Genomic DNA, 20,597 nt, shown 5'->3' with positions numbered 1-20,597 from the left:
AGGCCGCTACCGGCTAACCGTGCAAATCAGTCCCAGGCTGGCGCCAGGCCGTCCGGGCTGACTTCCCGGCCATTGCGCTCAAGCGTGGTAATGCGCGCCATGTCGTCAGCGTCCAGACGCAGGTCGCGGGCGAGCAGGTTGCTGGCCAGGTTCTCGCGCTTGGTTGAAGACGGAATCACCGCATAGCCCAGTTGCATGGCCCAGGCCAGTGCCACTTGAGCGACCGTGGCCTTGTGCTTGGCGGCAATTTGGGCCAGCACCGGGTCGTTCAACACTTTGCCGTAGGCCAAGGTCATGTAGGACGTGGTGGTGATGCCTTGCGCCTTGAGGAAGGCCGTCAGCGTGCTGTTCTGCAGGTAGGGGCTGAGTTCGACCTGGTTGGTGGCGATCTCGCCTTTGCCGACCACGTCCATGGCCTGGCGGGTCAGCTCGATGTTGAAGTTGGAAACGCCAATCTGGCGGGTCAGGCCCTGTTTCTTGGCGTCAGCCAGGGCTGCCATGTATTCGGCCAGCTCGACGCCATTGCCCGGTGCCGGCCAGTGGATCAGCAACAGGTCGACGTAGTCGGTGCGCAGCTTGGTCAGGCTTTCACGCAGGCTGGGGACCAGTTTGTCGGCAGCGTAATTGTCGACCCAGATTTTGGTGGTGATGAACAGCTCGTTGCGCGGTACGCCGCTCTCGGCGATGGCCTGGCCGACGTCGGCCTCGTTTTTGTAGATCTGCGCGGTGTCGATGGCTCGGTAGCCCAGCGCCAGGGCGGACTTGACCGAATCGATGACGGCCTGGCCGGTGAGGCGGAAGGTACCGAGGCCGAAGGATGGGATGCTCATGGGGCGGCTCCTGCTGAATGATTGCGGTGAACAAGAGAGTAGGCGCTCTGGTTCGAGGCTCGTTCGAGTGGGGAGCAGTGTGCGGGTTTCGCGGGCATTGATTAAGGTGGGGTGGGGCCAAGGTCCTTTGACCTGAAATCACGAGTCAGGGTTTGGCTCGTGATTTCAGGCAGGGCAATACGGATTACGCCGCTATTTGCCCCGGCACCGATTGCAGCAGCCACAGGTGGCGCAGCCCCTGCAACTGGCTTTCCAGCGTGGACGCTGCACCATTGCGCCGCGCGGCCCGGTCTAGGTCAAGCAATGCGTCGAGCATGCTCAGTAGTTCCCTGGACTGGTCCGCCGACGCGCGGTGGGTTTCATCCGCCTTGAGTTCGCCCTTCTGGTAGGTCTTTACACGTTCCTGCTGGCGGGCTTCCTGGGTGGCGCTTGCCTCGACCAGCGCATTGTTGGAGAACCCGAGACGGGTGCTGCTGCGCGAGTAATCTTCGACCTCGTGATAGCGGTAGTTCTGCGATTCGCTGTCATTCGTCAGCACCAGGTCCACCAAGGGGTTGGCGCCCTTGTGCCAAGCCGCCTTCAGGCTGGCCTGTTGGTCCTGCTGCACAGACAGGTTGGCGGCACTGCCCGTGCGGGTGGTCGACTGCGAAACCTTGTAGTCGAAGTGGTCGACTTCATCGCGCCGCATCGGGTTGATCTTCTGCTCGGCCTGGGTGATCGACGCGTCGAAGTCGGCCAGGCCGCTTAACAGCAGGCGGCTGGTCTTGTTCTGGGCCGTGTCGTGGTGGGCGGGACGGGTGCTGGCATCGTCGACGCTGTTGAGCTGGCTGAAAGCATCCTTGAACAGTGCCATCAGCTGCGCGTCACCCTTGCCGCGCTTCTGGGCGGCATCGAACTGGGTCAGGTAATTGGCCACCGCAGCCTGGCGCTGTGCCTGGCTGCCGAGCAGGGCACCGCCCTGAGTGTCGAGGTTCATCTTTACGTCGCCGCTCGGGCCTTGCAGGTTCAGGCTGCGGGTATCGTCGTTCAGCTGCAGGTCGAAGGTTTGCTGTGCGCCGCTGGTGGTTTCCAGCTTGGCATTCATCTGCAGGCCGGTGAACAGGCTCGGGTCCAGCTTGACCAGCGCGCCCAGCTGCAGGCGTGGCGGTTCCTGGGTCAGGCCGTTGAGTGCGGTCTGGAAACTGTTGGCCAGCGCCGCCAGGCCCTTGAGCTCGTCGCTGGTCAACGTGCCACCTTGCACGTCGGCGTCCACCGCCAGGCCTGCGTCGCTGCTGTACAGGCCCAGGGTCACGGTGGCACCGGATGCACTGGTGAGGTTGAAGGTCACGGTGTGGGTCGCGTGTTCGCGCAACCTGGCCTGCTGCATGCTCAGTAGCAAGGGGTCGGTTGCCGTGCTGTCATTGGCTGCCAGCCCGGACTGTGAAATGCGTTGGCCGCCGTTGGCCGCCAACTGTTCCAGCAGGGCAGCGCCAAGCCCCTGGAAGCGCGTGCTGGTGGAGGACGACTGGATCGCGCTCGCCATATACACGCTGAGCTTGTCGAGGCCGTTGCGTTCCCATACGTACTGGCTTTGCGACTCGCCGGTGGTGCCGTTGGCCGTGTACGTCTGGCTATCGAGGCGGGTTGTCTGCTGGCCGAGGCTGACCACGGTGCTGGGGCGCACGGTTGAGGCCTGAGGCAAGCCGGTGGTGCTGACCTGAGGCGCGCGGGGTGCGATTTGAATGACGGGTGTCAGGCGTACCGCTGAAGTAATGGTGGTCATCGCCAGCTTCCTTACTGGTCTACAGGGGTCATCCTTGGTATCGGCAGGTCAGCGATAAACCTGAATGCCGGTTCAGGTTTGTGCGCCTGGCCCGCAGCAGCGGTTGACATAAGTAGTGCTGCCGCGCAGGGGAATGCTGTTTGACTCCGGGTTAGCCTAACCGGAGTACCTGCCAATGACCGCCCCACCGCTACAACCCAATCTGGTGGACAGCCTGATCGCAAGCCGTTTGCCCACCTGGCTCTGCACTGCGTCCGAGGATCATTTACGCAAGTTGCGGGCAAGCCTGCTGCACCAACAACGCATGCAGCACCGACTGGCCGCACTGTTTTCCTATGTCGCGCCGCTGGATGCCTTTGCCCAGGCGTTGCTCGACAAGGCACTGAAGGATCGCCAGATACCTGCGCTGGATGTGCGCCAGGTCAAGTTGCGGCGCACCACCATTCTCCCCGGTGCCGCCGCGGTGCCGGGCGGGCTGGGCAGTTCGCTGAGCGAGGTCAGCGAAGTGACCCTGCTGGCCGCTGCGCTGCACAATTTCGCCGAGCAGGAAACGCCCCCTTCCGGCACCTTGCAAACCCACGTGATCGTGGATGCCCAGGGGGCACCGCAGGCACTGGACCTGGAAACCTACAGGGCGCTGTGTCGAAGTGTGGATGTGGGCGGTCGCTACCAGCGCCATCTTGAAGCGATTCTGCTGGTGCCGGGTGGGGAGGGGCAACAAGTGGCGTCGCTGTTGGAGGAAGGCGCGCGCGCCAACCTCGAAGCTGACGTGCGCCTGGCCGCACTCAAGGGCGAAATCGACTCGCGCACCTACTTTCAATTTCTCCCCCTCATTTCGTCAGTCGCTGTAGTGGACTCCGATACAGCCCGGTTGCAGCCCTTCGATCTTCGCGTGCTTGGCAAGAAGCTGCGCGGTGCAGTGGCATTCGAGGTGCGTCGCAAGGACGCTGGGAGTGCTGCCCTGGAGGGCGTAGTGCTGTGGGTGCCAGATGATAGCCATGGCGCCCTGCAGCGCTATGCGAGCTGGGATGAGCTGTGGCATGGCCTGGGCCAGCGCTGTCAGGTGGAGGGTTACGCGGCGTTCGTTCAGCGTTTTATCAGCGAGCGTGACCGCTGCACCTTCAGCCAGACACTGCGCCGTTTGCTGCACGCCACGGCGGGGGCGTTGCCGATTCGGCTCGATGGCCGCAGCCACGCCATTGACCAACCCTTGTTCCAGCACCTGCGCAAGGTCCGCCTTGATACGCTACTGGATGATGCGCGGGTACTGGCCACGCCAACTGCCGAGGCGAACCAGGCCGAGTGTGAGTGGCGCAAGCGCGAGTATGCCAACGCAGGGTTCGACCTGCTGGGCTTGGCCAGCCTGTTTGTCCCTGTGCTCGGCCTGCCGTTGCTGGGCATCGCTGCCGTGCAGATTGCTGACGAGGTGTATGAAGGTTATGCCGATTGGCAGCTGGGCGATCGCGAGGGGGCGTTGAATCATTTGTGGGGGGTTGCCGAGAACCTGGTTGCCGGTGTTGCGCTGGCGTCTATCGGGGGGGCAGCGGGGCGCTTGATTGAGCGCTCAGCCTACGTCGATGCACTGGTGCCGGTGCTGACGGCGCAGGACGACGTGCGTTTGATCGACGCCGGCTTACCGGGGTACACAGTGGCGGATCAGGGCTTGGCCGTTGGCGAGCAGGCAAGCATCGCTGGCCAGACTTACTTGCGCACCCATGTGGCGACCTATCAGGTAAGCGAAGATGCTCAGGGCGCGGGCTTGCGTATCCGCCATCCCAACAGGCCAAGCGCCTATTCCCCCTTGCTCGACGACAACGGTGAAGGAGGGTGGCGTCATCAGTTGGAAGCCCCCCAGCACTGGCAAGGGGCAGCGCGCCTGATGCGACGCTTGAACAGCACCTGGGCAGGCCTCGACGAGCAGGCTGCCGAGCGTGTCATGCGCATCAGTGGTTTCGATGAGGATCGCTTGCGCCGGTTGCATGTGGAGCATGCGCCCGCGCCCGCCCTCGTGCACGATGCCCTTGAGCGCTATCAGTTGCATGTGCAACTGCCGGGCCTGAACGGTGAGGCGTTCGAGCAGCACGTGGCCGGGCTGCAGCCTCCGCTATCGGCGGCAGAACAACTGCTGACACGCGACTTCACCAGCCTGACGGCGCGTGGGGCGCGCGAGGTCGTGCAGCATGCCGAGCCGGGGGCGGTCGAAACCCTGCTCGCCAGTCAACGGGTACCCCTGGACATGGCCACCGAAGCGCGCTGGCTGATACGTGACAGCCGACTGGACCGCGCCTGCGCGGGTTTCTACCAGGTCGCGGCAGTCAATGCCGATACCGAGCGGTTGGCCCTGGGGTTGCTTGGTGATATGGCCGCGTGGCCGCGGGGCGTACGCATGGAGCTGCGCAGCGACAGCCTGGCCGGTGATTTGCTCGCCCGTGCCGGTGCAGGTAGCGCCACGCAGGCGCTTTACATCATCAAGCGCGGCCAGGGTTATCAGGCTTGGACTTCGGCAGGCGTGAAGCTGCCGGCGGCGGGTGAAAGCGACAGCCTTTTCCAGGCGCTTTGGCTGAGCCTTGACCCAGCCCAACGGCAGGCGCTGGGCGAGGGTGGCCATGGCGCCGAGCAACTGGGCCATGCGTTGGCGATTCGGGCCAGCGAGCAACGCCAGCGCTGCGCCGCAGTGCTTGGCATGGCACCACTGGAGGGCGCAATGCGTGCGCCGGTGCGCCTGGGTGATGGTCGGCTGGGCTATCCACTGAGTGGAGGGGACCCCGTGCGCCCGATTCGCGGGCAGGTACTGACCACTGCCGAGTTGCATGCCCGCCAGTCGGTTCGTGCGGGCCTGCATCAGCTGTTCCCTCACCGCCCCGCGCACGACATCATGTGGTTGCTGCTGCAGTTGATGCAAAGGCCAGGGCGTACACTCTGGACAGCGTTCAGCGAGCTTGCCAGGCAAGTCGAACGGCTTGACTTCAGCTTGCGCACCTGGCGGCGGCAGGCCACGGGTGAAACGTACCGTAGCCGACAGCGTGCCGGGGAGCTGATACGCGAGGCCTGGTTGCCGGAGTACTTTGGCCCGGCAGAGCAGAACGAGCTGATCGTGCGCAGCGAGCGTATCGGCGTTTTGCCCGCGCTGCCGCAAGGCATTCACTTCGGCCGCCTGCACCGCCTGTGCTTGAGCAATATCGGCTTGTCCTCACTGGATAGCGACTTCCTTGGCCGATTCCCTCACTTGAGGAGCCTGCAACTTAGCGGCAACACCTTGACCGATATGCCTGGGCTGGGCGGGCTTCGTCATTTGGTCAGCCTGGACCTGCAATACAACCGGCTGACCACCCTCGACGGGGTGCAGCACCTGACGTCATTGACCCAACTCGTGGTGAACGACAATGCATTGAGTACGTTGCCCAGCCTGCAAACCCTTACGCGGCTCACGCGCCTGGACCTGCAGCGCAACCAGCTTGCGGCGGTCGACGGCCTACAAGACTTGACCTTGCTGACGCAGCTGGACCTTGGCGACAACCTGTTGGCGGCCCTTCCTGATCAGATGTCCAGGCTGACTCAGCTGCAATACCTCAATATGAGTGGTAACCAGTTGGCGTCGGTTCCAGCGGGTATCGAGCAAATGACCGGCCTGACCCAGTTGAACCTTGCCGGCAACCAACTGGCTGAGCTGCCGGACGCGTTGGGCGGGCTGAGCAGGTTGTTGCAACTGCACCTGGCCGGGAACCGCTTGAGTGCGCTACCTGCGGGTGTTGGCAATCTGACTGGGTTGAGGGTCCTCAACCTGCGAGGTAACCAGCTCACCGCCATACCCATTGGGCTGGAACGGCTTCGCCAGCTGGCCGAGCTGTACCTGGGCGATAATCAGATTGTCATTGACGTCGCGGGCTACCAGCGGCTGGAAGCGTTCAGCGCGCTGCGCACGTTAAGCCTCAGTGGCAACCCCATTGGCACCGTTCCGCCACTTCGCAACCTCGACCATCTGCGTCATATCTCGTTGCGCAGCACCGGCCTGAGAGAGTTTCCGCTGGCATTTATCGAGCAGCATCCGGACGTATACGTGGACCTTGCCGACAACCTGATCGTTGAGCTGAGCCAGCGAGCGTTGGGGTGGATCCGACAATATCCCAACCGGCTTAACCTGAACAACAACCCGCTTGACGGGGAAATCCTGGCCCGCTGGCGGGCAGCGCAGGCGCAATTCGACACGTTGAGCCGGCGCGGTTGAGGGGCGCGTGCGTAATGCGTTGGCGTGGTTGCAGGCTGAGTGGGCGAGGGCGGACGAGGTGACGGTATGCAGGAAACCACCGGGACGCAGGGGCTGAGCAGTTGGTGGTGAAGTGCACCGTTGCCCACGCGAGGGTGGGCAACGGTGCGCAACGATCAGCGGCGGCGGAACAGCGGCAGCGGTTCGTCAGTGGCAGCCTGGTAGGTCACCGAGAAGTCCTTCAGGCTTTGCAGCGCGTCTTCCGGGTCCTTGTCGGCACGGATGGCGAACGCATCGAAACCGCAACGGGCCATGAAGAACAGCTGGTCGCGCAGCACGTCGCCAATGGCACGCAGCTCACCCTTGAACTGGTAGCGGTCACGCAGCAGGCGCGCATTGGAGTAGCTGCGCCCGTCGGTGAAGGCGGGGAAGTTCAGCGCGATGACCTGGAAGTGTTGCACGTCTTCGCCGATCTCTTCCGCTTCCTGGTCGCTGTCCAGCCACACACCCAGGCCGCCGTCGCGGGCCTTGAGCACGTGGGCATGGTCGCGCCACATCTGCAGCGGGACAATGTAGTCGTCGCAGTTGGTCAGCTCGTCGAACGATGTTTCCTTGGGCAGCAGGTGCCAGGTTTCGTCGACGATCTGGTTGTTCTTAATGATTCGCTGCATAGACGCGTTCCTTGAAGGGGTCGATGCCGATACGCTGGTAGGTGTCGATGAAGCGCTCTTCCTCGGTACGCTGTTCAACGTACACGGCGATCAGCTTTTCGATCACGTCGGCCATGGCGTCCTGGGCGAAGGACGGGCCGAGGATCTTGCCCAGGCTCGCGTCGCGCGCGGCGTTGCCACCCAGGGACACCTGGTAGAACTCCTCGCCCTTCTTGTCCACGCCGAGGATGCCGATGTGGCCGACGTGGTGGTGGCCGCAGGCGTTCATGCAGCCGGAGATGTTCAGGTCGATCTCGCCGATGTCGAACAGGTAGTCCAGGTCGTCGAAACGACGCTGGATGGATTCGGCGATCGGGATCGACTTGGCGTTGGCCAACGAGCAGTAGTCACCGCCTGGGCAGCAGATGATATCGGTCAACAGGCCGATGTTCGGCGTGGCGAAGCCACCTTCGCGCAGTTCCAGCCACAGGGCGTGCAGCTGGCGCTGCTCGACGTCGGCAAGGATGATGTTCTGTTCGTGCGAGGTGCGCAGGAAGCCGAAGCTGTAGCGCTCGGCGAGGTCTGCCACGGCGTCCAGCTGCTTGTCGGTCAGGTCGCCCGGGGCAACCCCGGTGGGCTTGAGCGACAGGGTCACGGCCACATAACCCGGGCGCTTGTGGGCGCGGGTGTTGCGCGAACGCCAGCGCGCGAAGCCTGGGTTCTCGGCGTCCTGGGGGCTGTAGTCGACGTTGTCGAGTGCCAGGTACTCCGGGTCGACGAAGTGGCGCGAAACGCGTTGTACTTCGTCTTCGGTCAGGGTGGTGGTGCCACCACGCAGGTGGGCCATTTCGGCCTCGACCTTCTCGGCGAACACTTCCGGGGTCAGCGCCTTGACCAGGATCTTGATGCGCGCCTTGTACTTGTTGTCACGGCGACCGTAACGGTTGTACACGCGCAGGATGGCATCCAGGTAGCTGATCAGGTCCTGCCACGGCAGGAATTCGTTGATGAACGAACCGACCACCGGGGTACGGCCCAGGCCGCCGCCGACCAGCACGCGGAAGCCCAGCTCGCCGGCCGCGTTGCGCACCGGCTCCAGGCCGATATCGTGCACTTCGATGGCGGCGCGGTCTTCCTTCGAGCCGTTGATCGCGATCTTGAACTTGCGCGGCAGGTAGGCGAATTCCGGGTGGAAGGTGGTCCACTGACGGACGATCTCGCACCATGGGCGCGGGTCGATGATTTCATCCGCGGCAACACCGGCGAATTGGTCGGTGGTGGTGTTGCGCAGGCAATTGCCGCTGGTCTGGATCGCGTGCATCTGCACGGTGGCCAGCTCGGCGAGGATATCCGGGATATCTTCCAGCGCCGGCCAGTTGTACTGCACGTTCTGGCGGGTGGAAATGTGGGCGTAGCCCTTGTCGTAGTCGCGCGCGATCTTGGCCAGTGTGCGGACCTGGCGGGCGTTCAGCTGGCCATACGGCACGGCAACGCGCAGCATCGGGGCGAAACGTTGGATATAGAGGCCGTTCTGCAGGCGCAGAGGGCGGAATTCTTCTTCGCTCAGCTCACCGGCCAGGTAGCGGCGGGTCTGATCACGGAACTGCTTGACGCGGTCCTCGATGATCCGCTGATCGTACTCGTCGTATACGTACATAAAAGTCCTGTCTCAGGCTGCATGCAGCTATTCGCGCGCACGGCCGCGCACTCCGGTTCGGAGCCGGGAAACGATATCAGGTTGCGTTTATGCGCTAAAGTGATGTTTTTGCATATGAAAAGAACCAAACGAACTAAGTGAGACTGACTGGCATTTGTTTGCCGCACAGCGCGCAGGTTTATACTCGCGCGTTTGTTGCAAAGGGTGTAACCGCATGCTCAAGGCGCTTTGCCAAAGCTTGTGCCTGAGCTTGCCACTGGCAGCCGACGCACAGGCCGCTTCGGTGGTATTCCTCAACCCCGGCCTGCCCAGCGAGACATTTTGGGTGAACTATTCGCGCTTCATGCAGGCCGCTGCCGACGACCTGGGCATGAGCTTGCAGGTGCAATACAGCGAGCGCAGTGCCGAGCGTGCGCTGATCCAGGCGCAGACGCTGCTGGCAGGGCCGCAGCGCCCGGACTACCTGGTGCTGGTCAACGAGCAGTACGTGGCGCCGGAGATCATCCGCCTGTCGCAGGGCACCGGGGTCAAGCTGTTTATGGTCAGCAATGGCCTGACCGCCAGCCAGGCAAGCAGCATCCAGGCGCAGCCCGGCAAATATTCCCAACTGCTGGGAACCCTGACTGCGAACGACGAGCAGGCCGGTTATCAGATGCTGCACCAGATGGTTGCCATGCTGCCGCGCAGCAACGAGCCGGTCGACCTGGTGGCCTTTGCCGGGGTCAAGACCACACCTGCTTCGCAATTGCGGGAAGCGGGCATGCGCCGTGCGCTGGCTGACTTCCCTCAGGTGCGTCTGCGCCAGGTGGTGTACGGTGGCTGGAGCCGTCAGCGCGCTTACGAGCAGGCGCAGCAGTTGCTGCAGCGCTACCCCGATACCCAGCTGGTGTGGTCGGCCAATGATGAAATGGCGTTCGGCGCCATGCGTGCGTTCGAAGCCGCAGGGCGCGTACCGGGGCAGGATGTGGTGTTCAGCGCGGTCAACAGCTCGCCCGAGGCCTTGCGGGCCCGTGTGGACGGACGCCTCGGCGTGTTGATGGGTGGGCATTTTACCCTCGGGGGCTGGGCCATGGTCATGCTGCACGACGATGCCCTGGGGCTGCCGATCAACCGTGACGGGCTGCGCGAGCACCGCGTGCCGGTGCTGCAGTCGATTGATCAGGCCAAGGCGCGGCGCTGGCTGAAGTTGCTCGAGCAGGACGATCACGGGGTCAATTTCCACACCTACAGTGCCGAAGGGCGCCCGGCCGACTACCAGTATCCGTTCCTGACGTCGCCCGTGGACTATTGACCCTGTGTCCGCTCTGGCGGGCCTTGGCATAGTTAAAGACCCCTGCAAGGCGTTGAGCCCATCTTGCGCTGTTCAAGGCCATGTTCGCCAAGTAACTGGCCATTGTGTCCATAACCGCGGCAGGGCCATCATCAACGCCTATTCCCCTAGAAAGAACGTGCGTACCTCGAATTGGGGTTGCGGGTGTTCGTATTGGAAAATCGAGCCAACGGCCTCTTGTTGGTGATGAGAGCCGCCGTGGCCCGGGATGCCGGCCTGCCCAATGCTTGAGTGGGCCTGGCCAGGGCGCACGCGTCACCCGTCGACTGGCGAAAGACCCTGCTTGAGGGAAGGGCATAGCTCGTCTTAACTGCTGGGTGTGAAGTGCATTCCCATAACCACTACAAGAGGCAATGCAATGGGAAACTCAACCAAGGTCCGCAAAGCTGACAGCAGTGTCGATGCCTGGGCGATCCTCTGCCTGATCGTCCTAGTGGTGGTCACCGCCGTGTATTGGGTCAGCCACCAGTAGACTTGCCTTTAGACCGTGAAACTGCCAGAACGCCTGTAGGAGGGATTCCCGCAGGCGTTTTCATGTGGGTTGGAACATCAGCGCGCGGTCAGGTGCAAGGCCAGTTGTACCAGGCCGATCAGTACGGCGATGAACACCAGGGTGAACAATGTCCCCATCACGATGAAGTGGCTGGCCTTGCCGTGGGTGAAATCGCGGGCGCGGTTCTTGCCGCTTTGCACGCCGAAGGCGGCGGCGAGGATGCTGTGCAGCATCTGCCAGAAGGTGGGGGGCTTGCCTTGGCTTGAGTCGTCCATGGTGGCTCCTGATGAATCAGAGGCAATCAGGGACAGTGTAGGCAATGCGCGTTAGGTTGCCTGTTCTGGCCTCTTCGCGGGTTTAACCGCGAAGAGGCCAGCGCAGCCCTAGCTGTCGTATCCGAGGTTCGGGGCCAACCAGCGCTCACTCAGGCTGACGTCCTGGCCTTTGCGCGCGCTGTAGCTTTCGACCTGATCCTTGTCGACCTTGCCCACGGCAAAGTACTGCGCTTGCGGGTGGGCGAAGTACCAGCCACTGACCGCAGCCGCCGGGAACATTGCGAAGTGCTCGGTCAGGAACACGCCGCTCGGGCCGGTCTCGCCAATGGCCGTGCCATCGAGCAGGCGGAACAGGGTCTCTTTCTCGGTGTGGTCCGGGCAGGCCGGGTAGCCCGGGGCAGGGCGGATACCGCTGTACTGCTCCTTGATCAGCGCCTCGTTGTCCAGGTGCTCGTCACGGGCATAACCCCAGTGCTCTTTACGCACCTGTTCGTGCAGCCACTCGGCGCAGGCTTCGGCCAAGCGGTCGGCCAGGGCCTTGACCATGATCGAGCTATAATCGTCGCCCTTGTCCTGGTATGCCTTGGCCACTTCCTCGGCACCGATGCCGGCGGTGGTGATGAAGCCGCCGACGTAGTCGGTGACGCCGCTGCCTTTCGGCGCGACGAAGTCGGCCAGCGAGAAGTTCGGCTTGCCGTCGGGCTTGATGGTCTGCTGGCGCAGGTGGTGCAGGGTAGCCAGGGGCTGACCGTTGTCGCCATAGACTTCGATATCGTCATCGGCCACCTGGTTGGCCGGCCAGAAGCCGAACACCGCACGGGCGCTGATCAGCTTCTCGTCGATCAGCTTGTCGAGCATCTCGCGCGCATCCTTGTACAGCGAAGTGGCGGCTTCGCCGACCACTTCGTCGGTGAGGATGCGCGGGAACTTGCCGGCCAGGTCCCAGGAAATGAAGAACGGGGTCCAGTCGATGTACTCGGCCAGGGTACGCAGGTCGATGTCTTCCAGCACTTTGACGCCGGTGAAGGAAGGCACAGCCGGCTGGTAGCCGGCCCAATCGTACTTCGGCTTGGTGGCCACGGCCTGGGCATAGCTCAGACGCTCGGTGCGGGCACTGCGGTTGGCGGTGCGCTCGCGTACTTCGACGTAGTCCTGGCGGGTTCTTTCGACGAAGCCAGGCTTGAGTTCCTTGGACAACAGCTGGGTGGCCACACCCACGGCCCGCGAGGCATCGGTGACGTAGATCACCGCGTCGTTGCTGTACTTGGGTTCGATCTTGACGGCGGTGTGCGCCTTGGACGTTGTGGCGCCGCCGATCATCAGCGGCAGCTCGAAGCCTTGGCGCTGCATTTCGCGAGCGACGTGGACCATTTCGTCCAGCGACGGGGTAATCAAGCCGGACAGGCCAATGATGTCGCACTTCTCGTCACGGGCGGTCTGCAGGATCTTCTCGGCCGGTACCATCACACCGAGGTCGACGATGTCGTAGCCGTTGCAACCCAGCACCACGCCGACGATGTTCTTGCCGATGTCGTGCACGTCACCCTTGACCGTGGCCATGAGGATCTTGCCCTTGGCCTCCGGCTTGTCGCCTTTTTCAGCCTCGATGAAGGGGATCAGGTGCGCCACGGCCTGCTTCATCACGCGGGCCGACTTGACCACCTGGGGCAGGAACATCTTGCCGGCGCCGAACAGGTCGCCGACCACGTTCATGCCGCTCATCAGCGGCCCTTCGATGACCTCGATGGGGCGCGCGCATTGCTGGCGGCACTCTTCGGTGTCTTCGACGATGTGTGCGGTGATGCCCTTGACCAGGGCGTGCTCCAGGCGCTTGCCGACCGGCAGCGAGCGCCAGGCTTCGTTCTCGACTTCCTTGGTGGCGCCGCCACCCTTGTAGTCGTCGGCGATGGCCAGCAACGCGTCGGTGCCTTCCGGGGTACGGTTGAGCACCACGTCTTCGACTTTCTCGCGCAGGTCGGCCGGGATCTCGTCGTAGATCTCCAGTTGCCCGGCGTTGACGATACCCATGGTCAGGCCATTGCGGATGGCGTGGAACAGGAACACCGAGTGGATGGCTTCACGCACCGGGTTGTTACCGCGGAACGAGAACGACACGTTGGACACCCCGCCCGAACTCAGCGCGTGCGGCAGGTGGTCACGGATGTAGGCACAGGCTTCGATGAAGTCAACGGCGTAGTTGTTGTGCTCTTCGATGCCCGTGGCGACGGCGAAGATGTTCGGGTCGAAGATGATGTCTTCCGGCGGGAAGCCCACTTCGTTGACCAGGATGTCGTAGCTACGCTTGCAGATTTCCTTCTTGCGCGCGGCGGTGTCGGCCTGGCCGACTTCGTCGAAGGCCATCACTACCACGGCGGCACCGTAGCGCTTGCACAGGCGGGCGTGGTGCTTGAACTGCTCGACACCTTCCTTCATGGAGATCGAGTTGACGATGCCCTTGCCTTGGATGCACTTGAGGCCCGCCTCGATCACGTCCCACTTGGAGGAGTCGATCATGATCGGCACGCGGGAAATATCCGGCTCACCGGCGATCATGTTGAGGAATCGGACCATGGCGGCCTGGGAGTCGAGCATCCCCTCGTCCATGTTGATGTCGATCACCTGGGCGCCGGCTTCGACCTGCTGCAGGGCGACTTCCAGGGCTTCGGTATAGTTCTCTTCGCGGATCAGCCGGGCGAATTTGGCGGAACCTGTGATGTTGGTACGCTCGCCGACGTTGACGAACAACGACTGGCGGTCGATGGTGAACGGCTCGAGGCCCGACAGGCGGCAGGCCTTGGCGATTTCCGGAATTTCACGAGGCTTGTACTTGGCCACGGCGTCGGCAATGGCCTGGATGTGGCCCGGGGTGGTACCGCAGCAACCGCCGATGATGTTGAGGAAGCCGCTGGCGGCAAATTCTTCGACCACGGCAGCCATTTCGGCCGGGGTCTCGTCGTACTCGCCGAACGCGTTCGGCAGGCCGGCGTTGGGGTGGGCCGAGACGTGGGTGTCGGCCTTGGTCGACAGCTCTTCCAGGTACGGGCGCAGGTCCTTGGCGCCCAGGGCGCAGTTCAGGCCGACGGAAATCGGCTTGGCATGGCGCACCGAGTTCCAGAACGCTTCGGTGGTCTGGCCCGACAGGGTGCGGCCCGAGGCGTCGGTGATGGTGCCGGAGATCATGATCGGCAGTTCGACGCTGTCGTCCTCGAACACCTGCTGCACGGCGAAGATGGCCGCCTTGGCGTTGAGGGTGTCGAAGATGGTCTCGATCAGGATCAGGTCGGCGCCGCCCTCGATCAGGCCGCGGGTGGCCTCGATGTAGTTTTCCACCAGCTCGTCGAAGGTGACGTTGCGGTAGCCCGGGTCGTTGACGTCCGGGGAAATCGAGCAGGTACGGCTGGTCGGGCCGAGCACGCCGGCGACGAAGCGCGGCTTGTCCGGTGTTTCCAGGGTCTTGGCATCCGCCACCTGGCGGGCGATACGCGCACCTTCGACGTTCAGCTCGTAGACCAGCGATTCCATGCCGTAGTCGGCCTGGGAGATCTGCGTGGCGTTGAAGGTGTTGGTTTCGAGGATATCGGCGCCAGCGTCCAGGTAGGCTTTCTCGATGGCCGCGATGACATCGGGGCGGCTGAGCAGCAGTAAATCGTTGTTACCCTTAACGTCGCTTGGCCAATCGGCGAAGCGCGTGCCACGATAGTCGTGTTCCTCGAGGCGGTAACTTTGGATCATAGTACCCATGCCGCCGTCGAGGATCAGGATGCGCTCTTTGAGTGCGTGCTGGAGTGCTTGGAGACGAGCGCTGCGGTCGGACATAGGAACTACCTGGTCGGGCGAATATCAGAAGGTGCGGAATCATAACAAAGCTGCGCGGTTTTTAGGCGCATCGGCCATTTGCATGAAATCTGTTCATGTTGAGCCATCAGCACCCAAGGACGACCAGGCAATCGTGATGGCTTTCAAGAACCAGGACTTTCGGCACATGGTGCATCGCTTTATGGCTGCCGCTTTCACCCTGCTGATCAGCGGCGTGGCGTTCGGGCAGCCCCCCCAATCGAGCCCGGCAATTTCTTACATCCGGGATATCCAACCGATCTTCACCGAGAAGTGCGTGGCCTGCCACGCCTGCAACGACGCGGCCTGCCAGCTCAAGCTGGAAAGCCCGGAAGGCGCGGTACGCGGCGCGACCAAGGTGCCGGTGTACCAGGGCGAGCGGAGCAAGGCGGTGCCGACCACGCGGCTGTTCTACGACGCCCACAGCGAAGAGGCGTGGCGCAAGAAAGGCTTCTATTCGGTGCTCGACAACCAGGGCAGCCAGGCCGCGCTGATGGCGCGCATGCTCGAACTGGGTCACAAGACACCGCTCACGCCCAATGCCAAGCTGCCTGAAGACATCGTCCTGGGGCTTAACCGAAACAACATGTGCCCCTTGCCACACGAGTTCGACGCCTATGCGGGCGCGCACCCAAAAGAAGGCATGCCGCTGGCGGTCACCGGGTTGACCGACAAGGAGTACGACACCCTGCAACGCTGGCTGGCTGCGGGTGCGCCGGTCGAGTACCAGCCGATCAAACCCAGCGCGGTCGAGGCCAAGCAGATCGCCGATTGGGAAGAGCTGCTGAACCGCCCGGGTTCTACCGAAGCACTGGTCGGCCGCTGGCTGTACGAGCACCTGTTTCTCGCACACATTCATTTCGTTGGCGGTGACCAAGGCCACTTCTTCCAGTGGGTACGTTCGCGTACGCCCAGCGGCCAACCGGCTGACATCATTGCCACGCGCCGCCCCAATGACCCGCCCGGTACCGACTTCTATTACCGCCTGATCCCGGTGCAGGGGGTGATCGTGCACAAGACGCACATCACCTACCCGATGGGGCCGCAGAAGCTCAAGCGCGTGAAGCAGTTGTTCTATGCCGGCGACTGGCATGCCAGCGCTCTGCCGGGCTACGGCCCACGCCACCGGGCCAACCCCTTCGAAACCTTCGAGGCGATCCCCGCGGTGGCGCGCTACCAGTTCATGCTGGATAACGCCGAGTATTTCGTGCGTACCTTCATCCGTGGCCCGGTGTGCCGCGGGCAGATCGCCACCGATGTGATCCGTGACAACTTCTGGGCGCTGTTCCAGGAGCCGGCCCACGACCGCTACATCACCGATGCCAAGTACCGTGGCGAGGCCACGCCGCTGCTGGCCATGCCGGGGCAGATCGACGACGTCGGCAGTGTGCTATCGCTGTGGCACGCCTACCGCGACAAGCGCAACGAGTACGAGAAGCTGCGCCGCGAAGCCTATGCCGAAATGCCGGCGCCGGGCTGGTCGACCCTGTGGGCCGGCAACGACAACGCACTATTGAGCATCTTCCGCCACTTCGACAGTGCGGCGGTGACCAAGGGCCTGGTGGGCGACGTGCCGCTGACGATGTGGCTGTTCGACTACCCGCTGTTCGAGCGCACCTACTACCAGTTGGCGGTCAATTTCGATGTGTTCGGCAATGTCTCGCACCAGCTTCAGACGCGCCTGTACTTCGACCTGATCCGCAATGGTGCCGAAGTCAACTTCCTGCGCCTGATGCCGGCTGACCAGCGCGGCGCGATCCTCAGCGACTGGTACCAGAACAGCGGCAAGGTGAAGATGTGGCTCGACTACGAAGACATCGACACCGACACGCCAAGCGGCATCAAGCTCGACCCGCGCGATGCCAAGCGCGACTTTGGCCTCAAGCTGCTGCAGCGCACCGGCAGCCTGAATGCCGCGCCCGACCCAATCAACCGCTGCCAGGGCGCTTACTGCTCGCGGCCGCAGATGAATGAGGCGTTTCGCAACGTCGAGCAATCGCTGAGCCGTCTGGTATCCCGCCCGGCCGCAGGCTTGAAAGTGATCAACCAGCTGCCCGAGGCGACCCTGCTGCGCATCGAAGGGCAGGGCGGCCAGCGCCAGGTCTACAGCCTGCTGCGCAACCGTGCGCACAGCAACGTCGCCTTCCTGCTCGGCGAGGCCTCGCGCTACCAGCCGGGGTTGGACACCCTGACCTTGTACCCGGGGGTGCTCACCAGCTACCCGAACTTCATCTTCAATATCCCGGCCGCCGATGTGCCGGAGTTCGTCGAGGACATGGAGTACGCGCGGGACGATGCAGGCAAGTTCGAGCGCATCGTCATGCGCTGGGGCGTACGCCGCAGCCACCCGGACTTCTGGCGCTACTTCCATGACCTGAGTACCTTCATCCAGGAGACCGAGCCTGTGGAAGCAGGGGTGCTGGACATGAACCGCTACGAGAACCTCTGATCGGTCGAGCTGACCTTTCCGGCGCACCTGCGGTCGGAAACGGTGGGTGGCCCTTGCGAGCAAACAGCGCTTGCAAGGGCCTCAATGCACCGGCAATCGCAGGTATTCCATGCTGTATTCGCTTCAGGCACTGCGGGCGTTCGCCGCCTGGGTGGTGGTTTGCCACCATTTCATGCAGATCTTCTTCGACTTCCATGCCACTGGCCCCGTGGGCCAATTCCTGACCGACCGCGGCGCCGTGGGCGTCGACATCTTCTTCGTCATCAGCGGGCTGGTGATCTACCTGTCGACCCGTGACAAGGCCATCGAGCCACGCCGTTTTCTGCTCAACCGGGCGCTGCGTATCGTACCGGCATACTGGTTCTACACCGCGCTCATGGCGGCTCTGCTGCTGGCGTTCAGCCAATGGATGCCGCACCAGGCATTCGACTGGCATCACCTGCTGCTGTCGCTGGTATTCATCCCGGCGGAGAACCCCGGGGGCTACGGCCTGTACCCGACCTTGAACGTGGGCTGGACACTGAACTTCGAGATGTTCTTCTACCTGCTGTTCGGCCTGGCGTTCCTGGCTCGCCAGCGCCATCACCTGTTGCTGGTCACCGCTGCGCTGCTGCTGGTCAGCGAAGTGCTCGGCCGCCTCGGTGTGCTCAGCCGCTTCTACAACAACGACATCATCTACGAGTTCCTGCTCGGTATCGGCATTGGCGTGCTGTACCGCCGCGGCCTGGTGCGCGAAGGGCTGTGGTTGCCGCTGGCAGTGCTGGGCGTGGCGGGCTATGCGATCTATCACCTGGATGCCTCCCAGCGCCTGCTGCACTGGGGCTTGCCAAGTGCCCTCGTGGTGCTGGCGTTTGTCGCTTTGGAACCCTACTTCCAGGGCAATCGGGTGCTCAAGGCGCTGGGTGACTGTTCGTACTCGGTGTACCTGATCCACGTGCTGGTGCTGTACGCCGGCTGGTTCGCCAGCCAGCGCCTGCACTTGAACCCGTACCTGGTGTTCGCCCTGTGCGTGCCGTCCATTGGACTAATGTCGTGGGTCAGCTACCAATGGCTGGAACGTGGCCTTTACCGGCAGATGCAGGCGTGGCTGGCGACGCCGCGAGAGCAAACCCCGGCATTTGCGCTTTCCAGAGTAAAATGCTAGGACTTTGTTCGAGGGCCAGGTTGGCGTACACTTGGCCGCAAGTCTGTGAGGAACTTCCATGAGCGCTATAACCATTACCGACGCCGCCCATGATTACCTGGCCGATCTGCTTTCCAAGCAGAACACGCCTGGCATCGGCATTCGCGTTTTCATTACCCAGCCGGGCACCCAGTACGCCGAAACCTGCATCGCCTACTGCAAGCCGGGCGAAGAGAAGCCTGACGACACCGCCGTGGGTCTGAAGAGCTTCACCGCCTACCTCGATGCCGTCAGCGTGCCATTCCTGGAAGACGCGCTGGTCGACTACGCCACCGACCGCATGGGCGGCCAGCTGACCATCAAGGCGCCGAACGCCAAGGTGCCGATGGTCAACGAAGACAGCCCGGTCAACGAACGCATCAACTACTACCTGCAGACCGAGATCAACCCGGGGCTGGCCAGCCACGGCGGCCAGGTGAGCCTGGTCGATGTGGTCGACGACGGCATTGCCGTGCTGCAGTTCGGTGGCGGCTGCCAGGGCTGCGGCCAGGCGGATGTCACCTTGAAGGACGGTATCGAGCGCACCTTGCTCGAGCGTATTCCGGAGCTCAAGGGCGTGCGTGACGTGACTGACCACACCCAGAAGGAAAACGCTTACTACTGACCTGTAGTATTCCGCGCTCCTAGCAACAAACTGTTACGGATTCAACCCCTGCGACAACAGGCCGCAGCCCGTATTCAAAGGGCTGCAGGCCATCACCGCCTTGGTCGGGTAGAAGCCCTGGGGGTGTCATGCCAGAATGCCCCGGTTTTTCGGCCGGCCCGTCCCGAGGGCCGGCACCTTCCCTATAAAGGATGGTTCCATGAATGATCTGTTGACCCGGCGCGCGGTTGTCGCCGGGATGGGCGTTCTCGGGCTCGGCCTGCTGGCAGGCTGCAACCCGGCCCGGGGGCTTGAGTTCAAGTACGGCAAGAACATGAGCAACGAAATCCTCGGGCGCAAGTTCCGCCTCAAGGATACCCAGGGCAACGACGTCACCCTGTCGAGCTTCTACGGCAGCATGCCGATGATCTTCTTCGGCTTTACCCAGTGCCCGGCGGTCTGCCCGACCACGCTGGCGCGGGCGGCGCAAATCCGCAAGCTGCTCAAGGGCCGTGACCGCGAGTTGTTCCGCGTGGTGCTGATCACCCTGGACCCGGAGCGCGATACCCCCGAGGTGCTCGACGCCTACGTCAAGGCCTTCGACCCGACGTTCACGGCACTCACCGGTACGCCGGAAGAAATCGCCGAGGTGGCCCGGGAGTTCAAGGTGTTCTATGAAAAAGTCCCGGCTGGCGATACCTACACCATCTCTCACTCGTCCACCAGCTACGTCTACGATACACGTGGCACGCTGCGCCTGAGCCTGGGCCATTCGCTGAATGCCAAGGAATGCGCTGAAGACCTGCTCACATTGATGGAGATTTGCTAATGGCTGTTTCACTGCAACCGATCAAGCGCGGCCTGGCCGCCATCGCCCTGTTGGGCCTTGCACTGCCAGCCCTGGCCCAGACCACCGTAAGTGATGCCTGGGTGCGTGCCAGCGTACCGCACCAGCAGTCCACCGGTGCCTTCATGACCCTGACCGCCAGCAGCGACAGCAAGCTGGTGGGCGTGGCATCGCCCATCGCCAAGACCGTCCAGGTGCATGAAATGACCATGAACGGGGATGTGATGGGCATGAAGGAAGTCAAGGCCGTCGAGCTGCCTGCCGGCAAGCCGGTGAGCCTGGACCCGAACGGTTATCACGTGATGCTGATGGGGCTGACTCAGCAAGTGAAGGAAGGCGAGAAGGTACCGCTGACCTTGACCGTTGAAGACGCCAAGGGTGGCAAGCAAACCCTGGACGTGCAGGCAGAGGTGCGTGCGCTCAGCGCCGAAGCGGGCGGTGGGCATGACCACATGCACATGAAGCACTGACCGACGCAAAGGGCCGCATAGCGGCCCTTT

The 20,597-nt window shown here is 63.0% G+C and carries 13 protein-coding genes; 7 read left to right on the top strand and 6 right to left on the bottom strand.

From position 1 onward, the window contains the following. Nucleotides 1–26: 26 nt before the first annotated feature. Both dkgB and ACIPIJ_RS14350 read right to left on the bottom strand, forming a co-directional pair. Nucleotides 27–830: a 2,5-didehydrogluconate reductase DkgB gene (dkgB, locus tag ACIPIJ_RS14355; RefSeq protein ID WP_401077487.1), complete on the bottom strand. Its 804-nt coding sequence runs from the start codon at nt 828–830 to the stop codon at nt 27–29. A gap of 184 nt (nt 831–1,014) precedes the next feature. Further along, the gene (locus ACIPIJ_RS14350; protein ID WP_401077486.1) at nt 1,015–2,592 is read right to left on the bottom strand and encodes a hypothetical protein; all 1,578 of its coding nucleotides are present in this window, start codon (nt 2,590–2,592) and stop codon (nt 1,015–1,017) included. Between the two features lie 175 nt (nt 2,593–2,767). On the opposite strand from ACIPIJ_RS14350, the gene ACIPIJ_RS14345 reads away from it, so the two are divergent. Beyond that, nucleotides 2,768–6,817 (top strand): leucine-rich repeat domain-containing protein, encoded by a 4,050-nt coding sequence (locus ACIPIJ_RS14345; RefSeq protein ID WP_401077485.1) that lies wholly within the window; start codon nt 2,768–2,770, stop codon nt 6,815–6,817. A gap of 155 nt (nt 6,818–6,972) precedes the next feature. On the opposite strand, the gene ACIPIJ_RS14340 is transcribed toward ACIPIJ_RS14345, so the two are convergent. Both ACIPIJ_RS14340 and ACIPIJ_RS14335 read right to left on the bottom strand, forming a co-directional pair. Then, on the bottom strand, nt 6,973–7,467 hold the full coding sequence (locus ACIPIJ_RS14340) for a DUF934 domain-containing protein (protein WP_401077483.1): 495 nt from the start codon (nt 7,465–7,467) through the stop codon (nt 6,973–6,975). Then, nucleotides 7,451–9,103 (bottom strand): nitrite/sulfite reductase, encoded by a 1,653-nt coding sequence (locus ACIPIJ_RS14335; protein WP_401077481.1) that lies wholly within the window; start codon nt 9,101–9,103, stop codon nt 7,451–7,453. Before ACIPIJ_RS14335 ends, ACIPIJ_RS14340 begins: the two co-directional genes overlap by 17 nt. 214 nt (nt 9,104–9,317) lie before the next feature. Here ACIPIJ_RS14335 and ACIPIJ_RS14330 point away from each other — a divergent pair, with 214 nt between their 5' ends. Continuing rightward, nucleotides 9,318–10,394 (top strand): ABC transporter substrate-binding protein, encoded by a 1,077-nt coding sequence (locus ACIPIJ_RS14330; protein ID WP_401077479.1) that lies wholly within the window; start codon nt 9,318–9,320, stop codon nt 10,392–10,394. Nucleotides 10,395–10,982: 588 nt separating this feature from the next. Here the strand turns inward: ACIPIJ_RS14330 and ACIPIJ_RS14325 are convergent. After that, nucleotides 10,983–11,201, bottom strand: coding sequence for a DUF2970 domain-containing protein (locus ACIPIJ_RS14325; protein WP_009685910.1), 219 nt, complete (start codon nt 11,199–11,201; stop codon nt 10,983–10,985). Nucleotides 11,202–11,309: 108 nt separating this feature from the next. Further along, a complete protein-coding gene (metH, locus tag ACIPIJ_RS14320; RefSeq protein ID WP_401077477.1) occupies nt 11,310–15,017 on the bottom strand; it encodes a methionine synthase in 3,708 nt (1,235 codons plus the stop codon). Nucleotides 15,018–15,183: 166 nt separating this feature from the next. Between metH and ACIPIJ_RS14315 the strand changes: the two genes are divergently transcribed. The 5 genes from ACIPIJ_RS14315 to ACIPIJ_RS14295 all read left to right on the top strand — a co-directional run bounded on the left by ACIPIJ_RS14315 (nt 15,184) and on the right by ACIPIJ_RS14295 (nt 20,567). Continuing rightward, entirely contained in the window at nt 15,184–17,484 is a 2,301-nt protein-coding gene (locus ACIPIJ_RS14315) for a fatty acid cis/trans isomerase (RefSeq protein WP_401077587.1), read from the top strand. 109 nt (nt 17,485–17,593) lie between these two features. After that, nucleotides 17,594–18,628 carry an acyltransferase family protein gene (locus ACIPIJ_RS14310; RefSeq protein WP_401077475.1) on the top strand — a complete coding sequence of 345 codons (1,035 nt, stop codon included), beginning with the start codon at nt 17,594–17,596 and terminating at the stop codon, nt 18,626–18,628. Between the two features lie 58 nt (nt 18,629–18,686). After that, nucleotides 18,687–19,271, top strand: a complete 585-nt coding sequence (gene nfuA, locus ACIPIJ_RS14305) for a Fe-S biogenesis protein NfuA (protein ID WP_401077473.1) — start codon at nt 18,687–18,689, stop codon at nt 19,269–19,271. A 199-nt stretch (nt 19,272–19,470) separates the two neighbouring features. Further along, nucleotides 19,471–20,079 (top strand): SCO family protein, encoded by a 609-nt coding sequence (locus ACIPIJ_RS14300; protein ID WP_401077471.1) that lies wholly within the window; start codon nt 19,471–19,473, stop codon nt 20,077–20,079. Beyond that, complete coding sequence (locus ACIPIJ_RS14295; RefSeq protein ID WP_401077469.1) at nt 20,079–20,567, top strand: copper chaperone PCu(A)C; 489 nt, start codon at nt 20,079–20,081, stop codon at nt 20,565–20,567. Before ACIPIJ_RS14300 ends, ACIPIJ_RS14295 begins: the two co-directional genes overlap by 1 nt. Nucleotides 20,568–20,597 lie beyond the last annotated feature (30 nt).

Origin of the sequence: Pseudomonas sp. NPDC087185, from assembly GCF_044744955.1 — a bacterium.
In the GTDB taxonomy this organism is placed as follows: Bacteria; Pseudomonadota; Gammaproteobacteria; order Pseudomonadales; family Pseudomonadaceae; genus Aquipseudomonas.
This window is presented reverse-complemented; position numbering and strand designations above follow the sequence as displayed.